This is a genomic window from Actinomadura soli, from assembly GCF_005889715.1.
GTDB classification, from domain to species: Bacteria; Actinomycetota; Actinomycetes; order Streptosporangiales; family Streptosporangiaceae; genus Spirillospora; species Spirillospora soli.
In genome coordinates, this window is sequence record NZ_VCKW01000172.1 from 1 (window position 1) to 18,751 (window position 18,751).

An 18,751-nucleotide genomic window follows, 5' to 3' on the forward strand; every position below is an offset into this window, starting at 1 on the left:
CCCGTAACCCCGTCGCAAACCCCCCATCGATCTCGGTACCCTTGCAGGACGGGTTGCTAGCTCAATTGGCAGAGCTCCGGACTTTTAATCCGTAGGTTGTGGGTTCGAGTCCCACGCAACCCACCACCTGTGACCAGGGCAAACACCGAAAATGCCCGGTTCGCCGGGCGCCCGGCATGCCCCGCTTCGTCCCCACGGTTGCTCGATGCCTGCTCGGCGGCTCGCTCCGGGCTCGAGATGGCCCCAACTGGTCCGGGCTTCGGCCATTGGCTTCACTTGCCCTGGTAGCACGTCCGAGCGTCCCCGCACTGGTCCCCAGTCCCAGAATTGCGGCCCAGGCCATCGGGGCCGCTCGACGGCTCAGGTGGCGAGTCATTGGAGGGACTCAGCGACGTCGTACCTGAACACGATGCGCCGGTCCACGAGGCGCCGGCCTGCTCGCCGCCATCGGTGGCGCCGTAGCCCCGTTCGGCGCGCCAGTAAGGCGGGGCTTCCACCCTGATCGTGGACACCGGTTGCTATGCGGCGGCTGCCAGCATAGATCTCTGTTCGTACTCGATCGGGCTGAGGTGGTCGAGGGCCGAGTGCCTTCTTCGGGTGTTGTAGAAGTTCAGCCATGTGAAGATGTCGAGCCGGGCCTGGTGGGTGTTCGGCCAGCCGCCGGCGGGCAGGATCTCGCGTTTCAAGCTGGCGAAGAACGACTCGGCCAGGCTGTTGTCGGCACTGGTCCCGACCGCGCCCATGGACTGGCGGACTCCGGCCTTCGCGCATGCCTCGGCGAAGGCCCTGGAGGTGTATTGGGCCCCGTGATCGGAGTTGAAGATCACCCCGGCGACATTCCCGCCACGCGTGGCCACAGCGGCGTTCAGCGCGTCGATGACCAGCTCGGCGCGCATGTGCTCGGCCATGGAGTAACCGAGCAGCCGCCTGGTCCCGATATCGATCACAGTTGCCAGATAGATCCACCTCCCGCCGCGGGACAGGTAGGTCACATCACCGCACCAGCGGGCGTTGGCGGCACCGGGGCTGAAGTCTCGCTTCAGCAGATCCGGCACCGCGGACGCCGCGGGATCGGGGATGGTGGTGCGGCATCGGCGGCGCAGGTGCCGGCCGACGATGGCGTGCTCGCGCATCACCCGCTCGATGCGTTTGCGGTTCACCCGATGACCACGGTCGCGTAGTTCGGCGTGCACCCGTGGCGATCCGTACGTCGCACCGGAGGCAGCGTGGATCGCGGCGATCCGTTCGGCCAGACACTGATCCGCCGCTCGTCGGGCGGGCCCGGGCCGGGGCGGCCTGGCGCCACCGGTAGAACCCTGACCTGGAGATCTTCAAGATCCGACACAGCCGCTTCACGCCAAACGCGCGGTGATGGGCTTCGACGAAGGAAAAGCGGCTCAATCCAGCGTCTCCCGAGCGAAATACGCGGCTGCCTTCCGCAAGATCTCCCGCTCGAGCTTCAGTTCGGCGACCTCCTTACGCAGCCGCGCCAGCTCGGCGTCCTTGGCCGACTCGGCCACCGCCTCGGGCCGCTCGGCCCGCTCCGTCGTGCGCACCCAGGACCGCAGCGTCTCGTGATTCACCCCGAGCTCCTTAGCGACCTGGGCGATCGGTCTGCCCGACGAGCGCACCAACGCCACCGCATCAGCCCGAAACTCCGCCGGATACCTATACGTCCCCAACCAGGACTCCTCTCCCCGGACCACTCATGATCCAGTCATGATCCAGGTCTCGAGGTGTCCACGATCAAGGGGAAGCCCTGCCGTTGTGCCAGCTCTCCCCGAACGAGGGCAAGGCCAGCGGCCAAAGATCGGTTGAACGGTCGTGCCGTCGCGTCGGATGCGGGTGCGGGCCGATCAGGTGGCACAACGAGTTGATGCTCCAGGTGACGTGCTGGAGCAGCGCGACGCGGATCAGTCCGGCCCACACGAACGCGGTGACGCCGCCGTACCAGCTGCCGGCGACCGCCCACCCGACCACGAACGGCAGCGTCAGCGACACCGCGCACAGCGCCGGAAAGGCCCGCCCGATCCGCACCATCGCCGGGTCGGCGCGCAGGTCGGGGGCATAGTGTCCGACCGCCGTGGGGTCGTTGCGGAACATCCACCCCACATGCGCGTGCGCGACACCGCGCAATTGCCCGACAACCCCCGCCCCGTACCGGTACGGCGAGTGCGGATCGCCCGGACGGTCAGTGAAAGCGTGATGGCGGCGATGAGTCGCGACCCAGTCCAGCACGCTGCCCTGGAAGCTCATCGACCCCGCGACGGCCAGCCCCACCTTCAACCATCGGCGCGCGGTGAAACTCCGATGGGTGATCAACCGATGGAATCCCACGGTCACGCCCAGACCCGTCACCACGTACAACGCGAGAGCCAGCGCGACATCGGTGATGTGTGACGGCATACCCCCAGGCCAGCCACGCCCCCGCCACCAGCGCGGCCACCGGCGCCACCACGATCGCCCCGGTCAGGACCGCCTGGACGCGCTGGGCTCCGCTTCGGGGCGGTATGGGGGTGTCGGATGCAGGGAAGGGGGAGAGGCCGTCGTAGTGGTCGCGGCGTTGGTGTTGTGTTGGCCGGGTGGTGGTGGCCTGGGCGCTGGTCATGATGCCTTCATCCGGGGACGGGTCGGCCTGGTGGTCCAGGACCGTCCGGCTCGGTGAGTTGCGGCCCTGTGAGCGGCGGACGGCCCTGGGATATCGACACGGTCACCAGCAGTGGCCGGCCACCTTCTAGGCAAGACCGGCGGAGCGGCAGCGGACACAGGCAATCTGCGCACAGGTCATCACCAGGGCTGATCGCCTCACTGGGACGGCCGCCACGGCCCGAGGCGGTCATCGCCCGAGGCGGTCATCGCCCGTGGGCGAAAGGCCATTCGAGGAGCGGCTGTTTCCCTCGCTGGGCGGTCGGACCACGTGGTGGCCGGGGGCGTTGAGCCCTCGGTCACCGGCGGAAGGCCCTGCGGACCTTCCTCGCCGCATCTTTGGCCGGCTCACCGGCTTGTCTGGTGCCGCCCACGGCGCGGCCTGCCCGGCCCATTGCACGGCCGTTGAGCCGGGCATCGATGAGCATGAGAGTTCCCCAGGTCCGGCCGCCCTCGGTCCGGCTCGGTACGCCGGCGCGCGTGCGGCGCATCACACCTGGTGATGAGCTGTTCTGAGACCGCCTGTGTCCGGTGCGACGCCGGTGCGGTGTGCTGTAAGAGACGGCTCCGCCGCCGCGTCCCTGCGCCTTGACCGCACCGCGGGCCCGCCCCCGATGCCGGACGGGCCGGGCGCGAAGCGCCCCGAAGCACAGGGCCGCCACAATGAAGGGGAGCGAGACGCTCGTGACCATTGACAGGCAGTCGGCCGCCATCGCCGGACGGCTCAGGCTCGGCACCGGCTTCGCCGATTCCGAACGCGATCAGATCGTCGAGTGCTTCACACCGCTCTGGACCCGGCTTCGGTCGTTCGAGCATGGCGCAATCCAGCTCGAACTCAGCGTCAAGGACCGCGGGGGCGCCGGCCCCCTGATGACCCTCACCTGCGAGATCGCCGACCGGCCCGGCCTGGTGGCGACATCGGCCGAACACGACGTCACCGCCGCGCTGTTCGAGGTGCGCGACGGTCTCATGCACCAGGTCCAGGACGCCAAGACCCGCCGCGAGCCCCGGATGAGACCCGGATCCCGTCACCGGCCGGCATGAGCGTCCACGTCCTCGGCCCGCCCTATCCGGGTGACCCCGCGCGGCTCAGCGGCTTCCGTGTCCTCGGACGGTCGTAACGGTCGACTCGGCGAGGCCCACGTTCTCTCGGCCGAAGCGGTGATCTGATCGGCGCTCATGATGCCCTCGCCTGACTCAGCGAGACGATTGCCGGGCCGGGGCCGCCCGCATGTGGACCATCGGGTGGCCCCGGTATATCGGTGCAGCCCCAGCGGATGGCTGCCCATCTGTCAGTCAAGACCAGCGGCGGGGCCCGGGACGCCGACAATCCGCGCAAAGGTCATCACTGAGGCCGATCGCGAGGCTTCCACGGCATGATCTTGTAGGAACCGATGCCATCAGGCGTGAGCTCACCGTAGCGGTGTGGTCCCGGCGATCCAGGTGGGCCGGTGGCAAACCACCTGGTCATCGGCTGCGGTGATGACCTCTTTGCGGATCGGCTGTTTCTTTCCTGACGCGGGTGGGATTGGCTTAGGGGCGAACGAGCAGGTCCCGTTCCCGTGCTCCTGCGGAGCGTACGGGGCCCCTGCCTCGACCGGTTCGGAAGACCGTTGCCTGGCAGCCATCGATTCAAGGCTCGTCCAGGAGTTCGGTCATGGGCATCATCGCCTGGATCATCCTCGGCCTGGTGGCCGGGTTCATCGCCAAAGCACTGATCCCCGGCAGGGACCCCCAAGGTCTGATCGTCACCACGCTGATCGGCGTCGCCGGAGCACTGCTCGGAGGCTTCCTCGCCACCCGATTGTTCGACGTCGACGGCGTCCAGGGATTCTTCGACCTCTCCACCTGGATCACCGCCATCGCAGGATCGGCGGTCCTCCTGCTCGCCTACCACCTCATCACCTCACGCAGCGGCGGCAACGGCCGGCGCTCCGGTCGACGTTCAGGCCACTGGGCAAGCCGCAGATGACATGGCCTAGGAGCGGTGGCGGATCCCCATCGGGGTCACCCGCGAGCTGGCACCGCAGCTCTGCAAAGTGCGGTTCCTGATGCCCGGCGCCGGCAGAATCGCCGTCCTTGGCACCGGTCCGAGGTGTTCCGCGGCGGTACGGCGACGCGGCGTGGCTTGACTGGGAGTGGGACATCATGGAGCCGCTGCGACCCGGCGACCCGGCATCGCTCGGCGGCTTTCGGATCCTCGGGCGGTTGGGCGAGGGCGGCCAGGGCGTGGTCTATCTCGCCGAGACCGGCGATGGGGAGCCGGTCGCCGTCAAGGTGATGCACCGCGGCGATGACGAGCGGGCGCGCGCAAGGTTCGTCCGCGAGGCGGCCACGGCACGGCGCGTGACGAGCCCTTGCACCGCCGCCATGCTGGCCGCCGAGGTGGACGGTGAGCGTCCCTTCATCGTGTGCGAGTACATCGCCGGGCCCTCGCTGCGGGACCTGGTCCGCCGGCAGGGTCCGCGCCGCGGTGATGAGCTGGACCGGCTGGCGCTGGGCGCGGCCACCGCCTTGGCGGCCATTCATCATGCCGGCATCGTGCACCGCGACTTCAAGCCGGCCAACGTGCTGATCGGCCTGGACGGGCCCCGGGTGATCGACTTCGGGATCGCGCGGGCGCTGGAGGCGAGCACGAGCGCCACCAGCCAGGTGATCGGCACACCCTCCTACATGGCCCCTGAGCAGTTCTTCGGCGAGCGCGCCGGCCCGGCGGCCGACATGTTCGCCTGGGCCACCACGATGGCCTACGCGGCCAACGGATCACCCGCGTTCGGCGATGACACGATCCCGGCCGTGATGCAGCGGATCCTGAACGAGGATCCCGAACTCGGAGGGCTGTCGGGACGGCTGCGCACCCTGGCGGCGGCGTGCTTGGCCAAAGATCCGGCCCGGCGGCCCAATGCCGGCCAGGTGATGTGCGACCTGCTGCGCCCGCTTGCCGGTGCACCGCACGCGTTCACGCCCGGGTGAAAGCCGCCGACGATCCCTGCCGTCGCACGTCCCGGTTCGCGGCCCGCCCTTCTGTCCGAGCCAAATGCCGTCCCGGGCAATGGCCTGCCGCTGGGAGAGGGCCACCGGTACGCGGCGTCCCTTCTCAGGTCGCGGGGGTGGGCGGGTCCGTGACCGTGGTCGCGGCGGGCTGCGGGGCGCCGTTGGGCGTGGGCGGAGTGACGGCGGGGAGGCTGGCGGCCTTCTCGCGGGCGAGGAAGGCGCCGAGTCCGGCGATGGTGGTCATCAGCGGTGCGGGGAACACCACGGTGCTGTTCTTGTCCACGCCGAGTTCGACCAGGCTCTGCGGGTTCCGCAGTTGCAGCGCCACAGGGTGGGCCATCGTGTCCGAGGCGTCGCCGAGGGCGGCGGCGGCCATCGACTCGCCCTCCGCACTGATGATCTTGGCGCGCTTCTCCCGCTCGGCCTCGGCCTGCTTGGCCATGGCGCGCTTCATGGTCTCGGGGAGCTGGATGTCCTTCAGTTCCACCAGACTCACCTCCACACCCCATTCGACGGTGGTGACGTCGAGGATCTCGCGGATGTCGGCGTTGATGCGGTCGGTCTCCGACAGCGTCTGGTCCAGGGTGTGCTGCCCGACGACCTTGCGCAGCGTGGTCTGGGCGATCTGGTCGATCGCGGCGCGGACGTTCTCGATCGCCACCACCGACTTCACCGCGTCGGCCACCCGGTTGTAGGCCACCGCCGAAACGTCCACGCTAACGTTGTCGCGAGTGATGATGCCCTGCGACTGGATTGGCATCGTGACGATCCGCAGCGTCACCCGCCGCATCACGTCCACCACCGGAATGATCAACCGCAGCCCCGGCTCCCGGACGCCCCCGGACCCGCCCGAGCCGGAACAACACTCCGCGCTCGTACTGCTTGACGATCCGCACCGCTAGCGCGAGCAGCAACAGCGCCACCAACGCCACGACCACGAGTTGATACGCGTCGAACCGATCACCTCGACCGATCGCCGTGAGCGGGCGGGGGCCGATCGGTGAGGTTCAGCCGGTCGTCTGGTCGGCGGCGGCCAGCCAGCTGAGCCGTTCGGACATGTTCCGGGCGCAGGTGACGACGGCATGTACGTGATCGGAGTCGTCGGCTGCGCGCCACAGGATCGACCAGGGATAAAACGAGACCGGGTCGGTGAGCGGGCGCCAGATCGTCCCCGGCAGCGCGGAGATGCAGGACGAGGGCACGCAGTACAGGCAGCGGCCCTGGGCGACCAGGGCGGACGCGGCGTGGACGCTGTCGACGGTGCCCTCGTGCACCGTCGGGGTGAAGCCGGCGGCCCGGCACATCTCGACGGTGAACTGGTTGAACTCCGGCGCCTTCAACTCCTCGGCCAGCAGCAGCGGTTCACGGGCGAGGGCCTCGACCGGCACCGCGTCCAGGTCGGCGAACCGGTGCCCGCGAGGGACCAGGACCCCGAGACGGTCCAGGCGGAACAGGTGCGAGGCGACCCCGCTCGGCGCCAGTGCGGCACGGCCGATGCCCACGTCCAGACGCCCGTCGACGAGCTGCTGATACTGCTCGGGGACACCGACCTCCACCTGGTGGATCACCAGGTCCGGGTAGAGGGCCTGCGCCTCATGGAGGATCTGCGGCATCGAGTCATAGCTGGCGTCGATGATGCCCACCCGCAACGCCGGCGAGGTGCCCTGCGCGGTACGGGCGACCTGGGCGGCGCGCTCCACGTGGGCGAGGATCTGCCGCGTGTCGACCAGGAATGCCGCCCCCGCCGGGGTCAGGGCGACGTAATGGGTGGTGCGCTCCAGCAGACGCACGCCCAGTTCCCGCTCCAGCCGCTGGATCTGCTGGCTCAGTGCCGACTGGACGATGTGCTCGCGGGCGGCCGCGCGGCCGAAGTTGAGCTCCTCGGAAACGGCGACGAAGTAGCGGAGCTGGCGCAGTTCCACGTCTCCCACCTTCTGAGCTGGAACAGCGAGACCTGCTCGCGGAGCCCACCTCGCGGCGTGCTTTTAGCGGCGTGCTTTTAGAGGGGTTCGCTGATCCAGTGCCAGACGCCCCCCTGGTGCTGTGCGCGGACGAGTTGGGCGCCGCTGGAATCGGCGAGCTCGGCGATCGCCCGGATCAGCTGGCGGTGGAAGTCAATGGGCAGGTGTGAGTCGGACGAGCCTTCCAGGAGGGACACGCTGACCTTGGCGTCGTCGCGGAGCTGCGCGGTCAGCCGTCCGGTCTCGTCCAGGCGGACCATCACGATCGCATCAGCGCGGACGATGTCGTGGCCGCCGCTGGCAGCGACCCAGACCTCGGTCACTGTTCCGCTCATGGACCTCACCTCCCCGGCTCCCGACAATCCGCAGGGCCACTACCCAACATAGGCGGTTCGACATCACGTCCGTCAGAATCGCGACGACGACATGCGGCCCCTGACATGCGGCCCAGACGGGCGGCCGCGGGGTCACGTCCGCCACCGCCGGTTATCGCCCCCACTGATCGAGCTTGCTCGGATCGCCCGTTACGGCGGGCCGGGGATCGAGTTCAACTGGTAGTAGGCGCCAATCACGCGTCCGATTCCGGAGCGGAAGATCACGATCGTGCCCGTCGGCGGTCCATCGCGTCCGGAACTGGAGTACTGATCAAACGGCAGCGCGTCGCGGTGCTCGGAAAGGGGGCTCTCGATGAACCACGAAATGAGAGTCCAAATCATGACCTTGAGCGTGCCGACCAGCCCGAACGGGTCGGCGCCACATTGTGAGCATGTGGACGGGCTGGCGCCCGTCACTCCACGATCGCGCGGCTGCACGGTGTGCGAGGTGCGAGGAGGCGGGTGGACGGCCCTCCGGATCTGTTTGACCTGCGGCTGGGTGGCGTGTTCCGACGACTCACCGAACCGGCACGCACAAGCGCATTACCAGGAGACCGACCATCCGCTCGCCGCCGCGATGGAACCGGGATCCACCTGGAGATGGTGCTACGTCCACGAACGTCTGGTCTGACTCCGGCCAATCCGGCGGTCGACGGCCCGCCAAGCCGAGCCGCTCCCGGTTTCATGCTCGGTGTCCTAGTCCGGCTAGTGGCGTCCAAACTGTCATCTCCCGGGGAGAAGGGACGTTCGGAAAACGGCTGTTTCCCCCGCCGCCGGGGAAGGGTTGAATGAAAGTGAACGGGCATGCCGGCCCGGTGGCCGTATCTTCTGTGGCGCATTGGGGCCGCTGCTTCGACCGGTTCGGAAGACCGATCCTGGCAGTCACCGAATTCATGGCTCGTCGAGGAGTCCGGTCATGAACATCATCATTGCCTGGATCATTCACCTGAGTTCGCCGAAGAGCGGTGTGTGATGCCCATAGCAGGCGGCGTCGCCCTCCTGACGATTGGCGCGATCCTCACTTTCGCCGTCACAGGGTCCATACGCAGTATCGATCTGCACGCGGTGGGCACCATCTTGATGGCCGCCGGTGCGGCCGTGCTGCTGCTTCCGCTGGTCATGCGCGGCATGTCACCCCCGAAGCGATGGTCCGCCCGCAGCCGCCAGGACGCCATCGACGAAGCGGACGACAGGCGGCGGAACTCCGCCGCGCCGCACCACGACAGCCCGCCCTACACTGACGGACCAACCCGCCAAGACCGCGCCCGGCCGCGACGTAGCCGACGCTAGACCAAGGTGCCCGCATGAACATCGCCGGTGAACACCGCCAGGGAGGTCCTGAGGCTGGGCCCCGGCCGCGAAGATTCGTGGAAGCGCCGTCCCTGGGCAGCGGTCCGCCGCACTCGCGGCGCCTGGCTGTCGCTTCGAGTTCGGTGACCGTGACCAGGCCCGACAAGAGGTGCCCGATGACCATGAAAGCTGAATACCTGCGGCTGATGAGGGGGCTCATCGGCGGCATGGCCATTGCGGTGGCCCTCGTCTGCGCGCTCATCGCGGCGGTCGCCATCGTCGTCTCCTGACGCGGCCGAGGGCAGGGAACCACGACGTGAGGACGGCCTGAACACTGGGCTGGTCGCGCGGGCCCTGTTTCCGGTGATGGGTCACCGGTCGCCGATGGCGTACGTAGCAGGCCGCTGCCCGTCTGGTCGGCAACGGTCACCGGCCGGGGCGCAGACGGGGTTGCGCGGCGGCTACGACTCCCGTGCAGATGCGGGGCCCCGATCAGGATCGAGCCCCAACCGGGCGCCCGGCCGTATGGTCGGGCGTCGCGGAACCGGGCGCGGTTCGGCTGGATCGCCTCAGGCTGCAGCCAGCGCGATTCGCCGAGGCTATACAGCGATTTCGGCGTGGATGTCCGGGGTGGAGTGGACGGTGAGGGCGCGACCGAGCGCGGTGAGGCGGAGCTGCGCGGCGACCTGGGGGCCGGGGGCGGCGAGGCGTACGGTGACGCCGAGCCCTGCGGCGCGGCGCTGGATGCCGACCAGTACGGCCAGTCCGGCCGCGTCGGCGGTCGCCACCTCCCTCAGGTCGAGGATCAGCAGGCGGCCGCTGTGGCGCAACGCGCCGATCAGGTGCTCGCGCAGCGCTGGAGCGGCGGCGCCGTCCAGGGCGCCCGACAACGCGACGATGGTGTGGCCGGGACGCCGGTGGGCGGGCATCCTCACCTCGTCGGGGGCCCGCACAAGGCCCGCGGTGGCGGTGGCGGTGGCGGTGAGCGTGGTCATGGTGATCTCCGATCACGGGTGGGTGGGCGCGCCGTCCCGGACGGCCGGATGACGGGCCGGCCGGGCGGTGGAGCGGATCAATGTGCCGCGAGGCGTTCCTGCAGTCGTCCGCCCTCGGACTCCCAGTCGCTCTCGGACTCCCGGTCGCTCTCGGAGACCGTCGGGGCGCCGGCCCGGTCCATCCGGCCGGGTGGCGGGGTGAGGGCGGCCAGCAGGTCGGGCGTGTGCAGGAGGTTGTGCGGGTGGGACGCCAGCTCCATCGACGCCTCGGCCTCGGCCTGGGGGGTGGAGACCGGGACGGTGAACAGGTCCATGCGCCGGCCGTCGGCGTGGATCGCGGTGAGCAGCCCGGAGGGCAGGGAGTCGAACCAGCTCAGCCGCACTACCCGGGTGTCGGCCGGGCCGTCGATGCGCAACCGCCGGGGGCGGCTGTCCCAGTCGTCCACCCGGAGCAGGACGTGGGTGATGGGACGCTGGTCGTCGATGGGGCCGTGGTCCTGTAGCGCCAGGATCAAACCCGGCAGTTCCGCGACCGGGTCGGTCGAGCGGGGCCACCAGGCACCGTCCAGCACGGGCCGCGCCGAGCCGGGAGGGGCCGCGGGACGCAGCCGCAGCCGAGGAGTCGAGGGTGGGGACAGGCTGATCGTGGTGCGGCGTTCGGTGGTGGTCCACATGGCAGGCGCCTTCCTCGGACTTCCGATCGGAGTGGTGGGTCGGATTCTCAGCGGAGGCGCTTGCGGGTCAGCGGGCGCAGTTGCGTGAGGCGGGCCATGCCCAGGAGCAAGGTGACCACTATCCCGGCGGCCATGGCGGCCATGAGCACGACCGCCAGCGGCAGGACGCCGCTCATCCCGGCGAAGGAGATCCGCACATCGCCGGTGTTGCTCACCACTAGAACCATGAAGAGGATCAAGATGGCCGCGACAGCCCACAGCTCGGACCACACCACGCTCGTGCGGACCGCCTTCACCGTTCGTGGTGACGGCAGCGGCTTGTGCCGATCGGGGACTCTGGGGCCAGGTGGTCTGAGCTGGGACACCGAACCGGACTGGCCGTTGGCGCGCTGCTTGTGCGAGGTCTGCATGGCTCCCCCTCTCCGGGGGGCGGGCCGGTGTGACAGATCAGCCCCTCAAAACGGGATGTCGTCGTTTACCGGATAATTTTATTCTACCCGACCAATTGCCCGATATACGGGAAACAGAAATTGTTTCTGGGTGATTCGCTCACGCATCCGGGCCGTCGACACCGGAGCGCGAGAAACCCCGCTCCATTTCAGCCGATTTCCTGTCGAGCCGACGGGTTATCAGTGCGAGTGATGGGTTGTGCATGGATCGGCTGTGTCCATCCTCGGGTCACCGCGCTTGGGTGGACGATGCTGGCCCACACTGCCCGGGGGAAATTGCGCCGAAGGTTCCAGGGCCGACCCTCCTCCCCGAGCCGACGGCTCTGGACCAGCCCACCCGTCGTGAACGAGGGCAGCATGATCTCCGATCGACACGGGTGAACCGGAATAGGCCCACATCCTCGACCTCAGCGTCGAGAGCCACGGTCACCCCGGCAAGCCGCTCTTCAACGGGGTAGCAAGGCACCGCGTGCATACGCGCCGCTCCCAGTCCCCGGCGCGGTCTGTCCGCCGCCTCCCCCATACTCGCCAGGGGCCGGAGTGCTCATGGTCGGACCAATTCCCATCTGCCGCAGTACGTAGTGCGCCCGTCCTCGGCAAGCCTCGATGCGTCATCTCTACGCACTGCGCAAACGGGGGTCATCAACTCTGCGCCGGGATTGGCACCGCCGCCAACGTCGACCCAGTACCCGGGCGGCCTCCCCTCAACCAGGTCGGGCACCACGAACCAGTGGCACAGGTGAAGCAGCAGGCGCGCCGCTGGCGCTCTGAGCTTCCCCCTGTTCCACGGCCACGTTGATGTTGCCCCGGTTTCACGGACTCGCGGGTGAGGAGATCGGGCTCGACGGGTGAGTGGTTTCGAACTGTAACGGGCTCATGTAATCCAGGACGGAGTGGCATCGGTGGTGGTTGTAGAAGCCTTCGATGTACTCGAAGATCGCGTTGGCAAGTTCGACGCGTGCTCGTGCCTGGGACAACACCCGCCGCCCCAAGCGGTGCCTGCTTCAGCGCGACGGCGAGTTGCGTGAGGTGGTTGCCGCCAGGCTGGCCGAGGGCTGGTCGCCCGAGCAGATCTCCGGCTGGTTGAAGGCCGCCTATCCCGAGCGGAAGGAGATGCGGGTGTCGCACGAGACCATTTACCGCAGCCTGTTCATCCAGGCCCGTGGCGTGCTGGCCAAGGAGTTGACCGCTCACCTGCGGCGACGACGTACGATGCGGCGTTCCAAGAAGGCCAGCGCCGCCGGCCTGCAGCGCGGGCAGATCCGCGATGCGGTCTCGATCCGGGAGCGCCCGGCCGATGCCGAGGTTAGATAACGCTCCACATGATCGGCGTAACCGGCCACCGTTGACGCCGCACCCGAATGATTCGCCAACCACCGCCCCAGCCACTCCGCCACCCTCAACGGGCCGCCCGTCGGCCCACGCAACCGCCGCAACTGCTCCTCAGCCGCCTTCCGGGTGGGGAAACCCGAGCTGCCGGACTCGCCGACGGATCCCGCCCAGAGCGCTGCCCAGTTCCAGCCGCAGATACCAGATCCCGTGGCTCCGCTCCATCGCCAGCCGGGGGCATCTGCCGCCCACCGCCCGGCCCGAAACCGGATCTTCACACCCACACCGGCGGCACACGCCACCAGCACCCCGGCCACGTCCCATCCGACCATCGTGCGCTCCACCGGAACACCTCAGAGGAGACAAAACCACCTCAACCAAGCCAGACGTCACCAACGCCAACCCGCTACGTCCACTCCTGCACGACAGCCTTGAACCTCGTCACAGACAACCGGGACGAGTCACCTGCGCCGCCGCCGTTCCCACACGGTGATCCCCGAACCCGCGATCAGCAGGCCAACCGGGCCCGCAAAGGGCAGCCGAGGCGGCCGGCCGCCCACCTGCGACGCCGAGTTGTACAAACACCGCAACGTGGTCGAGCGCTGCTTCGCCAGGCTCAAGCAGTTCCGCGCGATCGCCATCCGTTTCGACAAGCTGGCCAGCCGCTACCGCTCCGGCGTGCTGCTGGCCAGCCTCATCCTGTGGCTCCACCACCAATTGTCAGACACGCCCTAGTGGCCGACCACCCCCAGCCGGGGCACGGGCGGCGTGCCGGACGCGACGGAAGGCGGCGACCCATGCTCGCTGATAGCAAGGGCGCGATCTGGCCCAGGGGCTGCGCCAGGAACTGGCAGGGCGAGGCGGCCCTCCGCTCCCGGAGGTGTCCCCAGGCCCAAAGTAGGAATTGATCTTGGGGTGGGTGGCGCCTTTGCGGGGGTGTCGGGATTGGCGGTTTCCCGTTAGGCCCGGCCGGGCCTAGCTGTGGCTTTGCAGGACGGCCGCAGCCGGTGAGGTGGTTCCGGGCTGGGGCCGTGCGACTGCGGCGATCAGGTGGCCTTGCCGCGGGCGATGTAGGCGTTCATGTTGGTGAAATCGAGGGTGATGTTGTTGGGCTTGTGGAAGGCGTGGTCGAAGCCGGCCAGCTTGTAGAACCCTTCGCCGCCGAGCGTGTTCTTTCCGCCCGCGTAGCAGTAGACGCCCTTGGCGGTGACGTCGCCGAGGCGGACCTCCTTGGGGTAGCAGGGGTAGGCGACGACGGGCTGGCCTCCGGCAAAGGAAGCGAATGGGCGGTCGTAGTCGATGCGGACCCCCAACTGCTTGGCCGTTTCCTCGGAGATGCCCGCGGCTTGTTCGCCGGTTCCGCCGATGTTCAGGGACACCACCCCTGTGTCGGAGGCGGCGTCGGCGACGCTGCCCTCGGTGTACAGCAGGTGGTCATTGGCCAGCCACAGCGGCAGCGGCTTGGCACCTGCGCGTGCGGCGTCAGCACGTGCCTTCTGGGCCGTTTCGGGGGTGCGGCGGCGCAGGATCAGCGACTGGCCCGCGTAGTCGAAGGTGGGCAGCAAGTGGTAGAAGACCCACGTGCCGATCATGCCGTCGTGGGCCTCGGGGGCGATCTCTCCGCCCGACTCCCGCTCCGACCATCCCACCGGGATGTTGCGCAGTTCGATGCCGCCCAGCTTGAAGGATTCCAACACTCCGTAGTACAGCCAGATGATGTCGCCGTAGGCCTCGATCTTTTGCTTGGCCACGGCGCTCAGCCCGGTCTCCTTGGCGAGTTTCGTGGACACACCCAACGCGTCGATATGGGTGTAGAACGTGAAGCTCTTCGGCGGTCCGCCATTGATCGAGGCTTCCACCAGCGGAAAAGGGTCCGTCTGCTGCCATGGCAACCGCGCGATGTCGCCGTGGATCTGATAGGGCGTGCCGTGGATCGCCGCGAACTGTTTGGCGTAGGCTTCCTCGCCGGCTGCTTGCCAGCGGGATGCGGCGAGGGAGAGTTTGTCTTGCCGGGTGTAGCAGTCGGCCAGGAACCGGTTGGTCTGTTTGTCGTCGGGTGCCAGGTTCAGGGCCAGCGTGAGGTATTTTTCGGCGTCGGGGAACTTGTTGCCCAGGAGTGCCACATAGCCGCGCTGGCGCGCGGCGTGCACGTTCTTGGGGTCCTTTTTCAGGATCTCCTCGTACATGCGACCGGCTCGCTCGAATTTTCCGGCCTGGAACAACGTGTCCGCGTCACCACTGCCGGTGTGAGCCGTGGCCGTCTTACCCAGCAGTGGTGCGGCCGCGGCGGCACCGGCCACCACGGCGGCGCCCCGCAGCAGCGAACGCCGGTCCCATTCTCCGTCATCGGCCATGGCCTTCCCCTTTTCGCGGTCGCCTTCGAAGCCGAGGCGCTATGCCTCGGCACGGACCGCTGTGGGTCCATACCTTCACCCAAGACGGAGGACTGTTGCGGTGGCGTATGTGTTTTTCGATACGCCTGCGATACACCTCATCCAACAGTTCCCGGGCCGGAGCTCGTAACGCTAGGGCTTGCGCGAATCCGCCACGACTCGCCCGCGCATGCGGGGCCGACCGCCAGGAAAATCTTGGAGGCGGCCGACCTGTAACCGTCCTCGCGCCGTCGGCGCAGGCCAACCACCGGATTGAGTAGGGAGCGCTGTCCAGAGAAGCTGAGCCATGTGTTGTCCGAGCGTGCGGGCCGGCACGACCTCGCATGGACCACTGACGCGCAATCGCTAGCCGGGCATGTTTGCTCGTTGTCTGCTCGGCGGCTTTGAAACAGACCGACACGGGGCAGGATAGAATGGCATGGGAATAGTGCTGGATGCGGACAGAGCGGCACAGGCCAACCCCGAAAGCGCCACACTGATACGACAATTTCGGACTTTTAATCCGTAGGTTGTGGGTTCGAGTCCCACGCAACCCACCACCCGTGACCAGCACAAACGAAGAAAATGCCCGGTTCGCCGAGCGCCCGGCATGCCCCGCTTCGTCCCCGCGGTTGCTCGATGCCCGCTCGGCGGCTCGATCCGGGCTTTGAGATGGCCCCAACTGGTCCGGTCTTCGGCCATTGGCTTCACTTGCCCTGGTAGCACGTCCGAGCGTCCCCGCACTGGTCCTCAGTCCCAGAATTGCGGCCCAGGCCATCGGGGCCGCTCGATGGCTCAGGTGGCCAGTCATTGGAGGGACTCCAGCGACGTCGTACTGAGCACGATGCGCCGTCCGCGAGGCGTCGGCTTGCTCGACCTGCTCGGCCTGCTCGCCGTCATCGGTGTCGCCGTAGTCCCGTTCGGCGCGCCAGTAAGGCTGTCGGCGACATCGGGGACCGCGGCGGTCAGGCAGACCAGATGCCGTAAGGCACGGCGCATGGCCGGGGCGGCGACCCTGGTGATCACGCTGGCCGTGTGCGAGTGGTCGCGCAGCACGGGCTCGTCCTGACCGTCCAAGAGGTCCCGAACAGCTCACACCTTGGCGCGGGCCGGGCCGGGCCGGACGCCCGCCAGCGACCAGGGGCCGTGCGGCTCCAGACTTCGATTATCTGCGCCCAGACCTATGGCCGAGGGGAGCCGCCGCAGACCGGCACGACGACCGGCGGAAAAGGGGGGAGGCGCTGGCCGCCCGTTCCCGGCGGCGGGGTTGCCCCCTGGTCTGGCCTAGTTTCATCCCCCGGCTCCTGACCACCGAAGGCCCGCGCGCAGAGACTCCAGCCTGGCCAATGCGTTCCGACATCGGCACGACCTCGCTCCCAGTCTAGGCATTGCAAACATGCACGCTTCGCGGCATGAGAGGGCGTTGACCACTGGGGAGACTCTGTGCCCAAACGGATCCCGAATATGGGGCAGTTCTACGCTCCCGACATCTCTCCAGTAGGTGGATCGAGGGCTATTCACAAGATCCATCAACATGGCATGGTCAAGCTCTGACCTGAGTAGATGCGCGCAGATGCCATTATCGATCATGGTCGTGAATAACCTTCATCGATGTCGGTGGCTCTGTGGTATCCGAGATCAATGAGGCGGGTCCGCAGTCGCCGAAAGCTTTCGTCTCCAGACTGGGCGGTGGAGGCGTGGAGGACGTCGAGAGCTTTGGTTGCAGCGTGGTGGCGTTCCCAAGGTTCGCCGCTGTCAACTAGTCGGAGGAGATGGATCGGCTAGTGCGGTGACCACGAACGTTCACCGTGTTGGGTGACACGCCGGATCGGGTCCGGGATGTGGGAGTTGATCGGCTTCACCCTCGATGGCGACAGGTCGTTGTCGAGGAGGGTGGGCTGGTGACAGAACCGGTCAGAGCACGACGGTTGACCGAGGACGAGGGCCGGCGGCTGCAGCAGATCGTGCGGCGGGGCAAGCACGAATCGATCCGGGTCCGCAGGGCGATGATCATCATGGCGTCGGCGTCAGGAACACCGGCCCCAGCGATCGCCCGCCTGGTCGCCGCAGACCCCGACACCGTCCGGGAGGTGATCCATGCCTTCAACGAACGGGGACTGGCCTGCCTGGACCCTAACTGGGCGGGCGGCCGTCCCCGCCTGATCAGCGATGAGGACATCGCGTTCATCATCGAGACGGCCCAAACGCGCCCGACCAAGCTCGGGCGGCCGTTCACCTGCTGGAGCGTCCGCAAACTCGCCAGCCACCTGGCCGACCACGCCGAGCGGAAGATCCGGATCGGACGGGAACGGCTGCGGCAGGTCCTGCACGCCCACCAGATCACCTTCCAGCGCACCCGCACCTGGAAGACCTCCACCGACCCCGATTTCGACGCCAAGCTGGACCGCATCGAAGAGGTCACGACCCGGTTCGCGGACCGATGTTTCGCCTTCGACCAGTTCGGACCGCTGTCGATCCGGCCCTGCCACGGCACCGCCTGGGCACCTGCAGGGCGTCCGGATCGGCTACCGGCCACCTACCGCCGCACCCACGGCGTGCGCTACTTCCACGGCTGCTACTCACTCGGCGACGACACCCTGTGGGGCATCACCCGCCGCGGCAAGAGCGGAGCGAACACCCTGGCGGCAATGAAGTCCATCCGAGCCGCCCGCCCCGACGGAGCCCCCATCTACGTGATCTGCGACAACCTGTCGGCCAACAAGACACCGCAGATCAGAGCGTGGGCGGCTCGCAACAAGGTCGCACTGTGCCTGACCCCCACCTACACCTCGTGGGCCAACCCGATCGAGGCGCAGTTCGGGCCGCTACGCACCTTCGTCATGGGCAACTCCAACCATCCCAACCACACCGTGCTCGCCCGGGAGATCCAGGCCTACCTGCGCTGGCGCAACGCCAACGCCCGCCACCCCGACGTGCTGGCCGCCCAACCCGCGAACGCGCCCGGGTCCGTAGCGAACGACAACAACGCTGGGGACGCCCCCATGCCAAAGCCGCATGACCAAACCCGGTGAACGAAAGGCAGATCGTGTATCGACCCTTCGTGAACGGTGGCGACTTCGGACAGTCGCCGCCGCGCCCACCAGATGTCCCGTAGCTTGACGTACCCGGGCAGCGACCCGCCAGAACGGCTCCCACGAATCGTCGAAGCTCTCGATCTGCCGGCCCAGGTACCCGGCGTCCGGCCCGAGCAGGGTGAGCCGCTCGGCGAACGGCAGCATCGCGAGGGCGGGCTGAAGATCCCGACCCGACACGACGGCGATGCCGTAGTTGCGCGTCATGAACGGGTGGTCCGAGTCCTGGGCGTCCAGGCGGGCCTCCACCCTCTCGAACCAGGCGAAGGCCACCTGCGCCAGGTCCAGCCACGGGCCCATGGGCTTGGGATCGGGCTTATTTCAGTTGAACTCCCGTTCAACGGATTCTCCTTTGTTCGTGACCGCCCGGAGGCGGTCGGGCTGCCTCGCCGCCGCGGCGAGGCGGGAAGGACCGTCCGTCGCCGCCGGGCGCCGGCAACCCATGGTGGTCATCCAAGCGGCGTCGACCGGGCGAATACCCGGTTGTTCGATTTGTCGGAACAGACCCCCGAGGTGTCCTTGTGCGAACATCGCTGATTCGTTCACCCGCCCCCGCCTTTCTCTTATACACATCT

Annotated in this window: 17 protein-coding genes, 1 tRNA gene and 4 pseudogenes; 10 read left to right on the forward strand and 12 right to left on the reverse strand. The window is 68.0% G+C overall.

Annotated features, from left to right (window positions below):
- The first annotated feature begins 50 nt into the window (after positions 1–50).
- Positions 51–126, forward strand: a tRNA-Lys gene (locus ETD83_RS27835).
- 392 nt (positions 127–518) lie between these two features.
- Here the strand turns inward: ETD83_RS27835 and ETD83_RS27840 are convergent.
- A pseudogene (locus ETD83_RS27840) lies at positions 519–1,682 on the reverse strand (IS3 family transposase).
- Positions 1,683–1,746: 64 nt separating this feature from the next.
- Positions 1,747–2,406 carry an acyl-CoA desaturase gene (locus ETD83_RS27845; protein WP_205717922.1) on the reverse strand — a complete coding sequence of 220 codons (660 nt, stop codon included), beginning with the start codon at positions 2,404–2,406 and terminating at the stop codon, positions 1,747–1,749.
- A gap of 924 nt (positions 2,407–3,330) precedes the next feature.
- Between ETD83_RS27845 and ETD83_RS27850 the strand changes: the two genes are divergently transcribed.
- The 3 genes from ETD83_RS27850 to ETD83_RS27860 all read left to right on the forward strand — a co-directional run bounded on the left by ETD83_RS27850 (position 3,331) and on the right by ETD83_RS27860 (position 5,619).
- Complete coding sequence (locus ETD83_RS27850) at positions 3,331–3,690, forward strand: HPF/RaiA family ribosome-associated protein (protein WP_138648178.1); 360 nt, start codon at positions 3,331–3,333, stop codon at positions 3,688–3,690.
- A 613-nt stretch (positions 3,691–4,303) separates the two neighbouring features.
- The gene (locus ETD83_RS27855) at positions 4,304–4,618 is read left to right on the forward strand and encodes a GlsB/YeaQ/YmgE family stress response membrane protein (RefSeq protein ID WP_138648179.1); all 315 of its coding nucleotides are present in this window, start codon (positions 4,304–4,306) and stop codon (positions 4,616–4,618) included.
- 107 nt (positions 4,619–4,725) lie between these two features.
- Positions 4,726–5,619 (forward strand): serine/threonine-protein kinase, encoded by an 894-nt coding sequence (locus ETD83_RS27860; RefSeq protein WP_230421236.1) that lies wholly within the window; start codon positions 4,726–4,728, stop codon positions 5,617–5,619.
- Between the two features lie 124 nt (positions 5,620–5,743).
- On the opposite strand, the pseudogene ETD83_RS27865 reads toward ETD83_RS27860, so the two are convergent.
- From ETD83_RS27865 to ETD83_RS42845, 4 genes and pseudogenes are all read right to left on the reverse strand, one after another.
- A pseudogene (locus tag ETD83_RS27865) lies at positions 5,744–6,478 on the reverse strand (slipin family protein); the annotation flags it as partial.
- 169 nt (positions 6,479–6,647) lie between these two features.
- Positions 6,648–7,562 carry a LysR family transcriptional regulator gene (locus ETD83_RS27870; protein ID WP_171064466.1) on the reverse strand — a complete coding sequence of 305 codons (915 nt, stop codon included), beginning with the start codon at positions 7,560–7,562 and terminating at the stop codon, positions 6,648–6,650.
- Positions 7,563–7,639: 77 nt separating this feature from the next.
- On the reverse strand, positions 7,640–7,936 hold the full coding sequence (locus ETD83_RS27875; RefSeq protein WP_138648182.1) for a hypothetical protein: 297 nt from the start codon (positions 7,934–7,936) through the stop codon (positions 7,640–7,642).
- A 189-nt stretch (positions 7,937–8,125) separates the two neighbouring features.
- The gene (locus tag ETD83_RS42845; RefSeq protein ID WP_171064465.1) at positions 8,126–8,413 is read right to left on the reverse strand and encodes a hypothetical protein; all 288 of its coding nucleotides are present in this window, start codon (positions 8,411–8,413) and stop codon (positions 8,126–8,128) included.
- On the opposite strand from ETD83_RS42845, the gene ETD83_RS27880 reads away from it, so the two are divergent.
- Both ETD83_RS27880 and ETD83_RS27885 read left to right on the forward strand, forming a co-directional pair.
- Complete coding sequence (locus ETD83_RS27880) at positions 8,316–8,606, forward strand: UBP-type zinc finger domain-containing protein (RefSeq protein ID WP_138648183.1); 291 nt, start codon at positions 8,316–8,318, stop codon at positions 8,604–8,606. The genes ETD83_RS42845 and ETD83_RS27880 overlap by 98 nt on opposite strands.
- Before the next feature lie 173 nt (positions 8,607–8,779).
- A complete protein-coding gene (locus ETD83_RS27885; protein WP_138648184.1) occupies positions 8,780–9,265 on the forward strand; it encodes a DUF6458 family protein in 486 nt (161 codons plus the stop codon).
- Between the two features lie 599 nt (positions 9,266–9,864).
- On the opposite strand, the gene ETD83_RS27890 is transcribed toward ETD83_RS27885, so the two are convergent.
- The 4 genes and pseudogenes from ETD83_RS27890 to ETD83_RS46100 form a co-directional block, all read right to left on the reverse strand.
- On the reverse strand, positions 9,865–10,260 hold the full coding sequence (locus ETD83_RS27890; RefSeq protein ID WP_138648185.1) for an STAS domain-containing protein: 396 nt from the start codon (positions 10,258–10,260) through the stop codon (positions 9,865–9,867).
- A 77-nt stretch (positions 10,261–10,337) separates the two neighbouring features.
- Complete coding sequence (locus ETD83_RS27895; RefSeq protein WP_138648186.1) at positions 10,338–10,934, reverse strand: DUF5994 family protein; 597 nt, start codon at positions 10,932–10,934, stop codon at positions 10,338–10,340.
- Between the two features lie 47 nt (positions 10,935–10,981).
- Positions 10,982–11,344 (reverse strand): LapA family protein, encoded by a 363-nt coding sequence (locus tag ETD83_RS27900; RefSeq protein WP_138648187.1) that lies wholly within the window; start codon positions 11,342–11,344, stop codon positions 10,982–10,984.
- An 851-nt stretch (positions 11,345–12,195) separates the two neighbouring features.
- Positions 12,196–12,348 (reverse strand): annotated as a pseudogene (locus tag ETD83_RS46100) (IS3 family transposase); the annotation flags it as partial.
- Between ETD83_RS46100 and ETD83_RS27910 the strand changes: the two are divergent.
- Together ETD83_RS27910 and ETD83_RS27915 are read left to right on the forward strand one after the other, a co-directional pair.
- Positions 12,308–12,697 (forward strand): helix-turn-helix domain-containing protein, encoded by a 390-nt coding sequence (locus ETD83_RS27910; RefSeq protein ID WP_138648189.1) that lies wholly within the window; start codon positions 12,308–12,310, stop codon positions 12,695–12,697. The pseudogene ETD83_RS46100 and the gene ETD83_RS27910 overlap by 41 nt on opposite strands.
- A gap of 504 nt (positions 12,698–13,201) precedes the next feature.
- Positions 13,202–13,447, forward strand: a complete 246-nt coding sequence (locus ETD83_RS27915; protein WP_205717925.1) for a transposase — start codon at positions 13,202–13,204, stop codon at positions 13,445–13,447.
- 311 nt (positions 13,448–13,758) lie between these two features.
- Here the strand turns inward: ETD83_RS27915 and ETD83_RS27920 are convergent, their stop codons facing one another.
- Positions 13,759–15,066, reverse strand: a complete 1,308-nt coding sequence (locus tag ETD83_RS27920; RefSeq protein WP_138648190.1) for a tetratricopeptide repeat protein — start codon at positions 15,064–15,066, stop codon at positions 13,759–13,761.
- An 862-nt stretch (positions 15,067–15,928) separates the two neighbouring features.
- Here ETD83_RS27920 and ETD83_RS27925 point away from each other — a divergent pair.
- Positions 15,929–16,153, forward strand: coding sequence for a hypothetical protein (locus ETD83_RS27925; RefSeq protein ID WP_138648191.1), 225 nt, complete (start codon positions 15,929–15,931; stop codon positions 16,151–16,153).
- An 832-nt stretch (positions 16,154–16,985) separates the two neighbouring features.
- Positions 16,986–18,103 (forward strand): annotated as a pseudogene (locus tag ETD83_RS27930) (IS630 family transposase).
- 394 nt (positions 18,104–18,497) lie between these two features.
- Here ETD83_RS27930 and ETD83_RS43905 read toward each other — a convergent pair.
- Positions 18,498–18,751: hypothetical protein (locus ETD83_RS43905; protein WP_205717926.1), on the reverse strand; the 254-nt coding region annotated here is incomplete at its 5' end.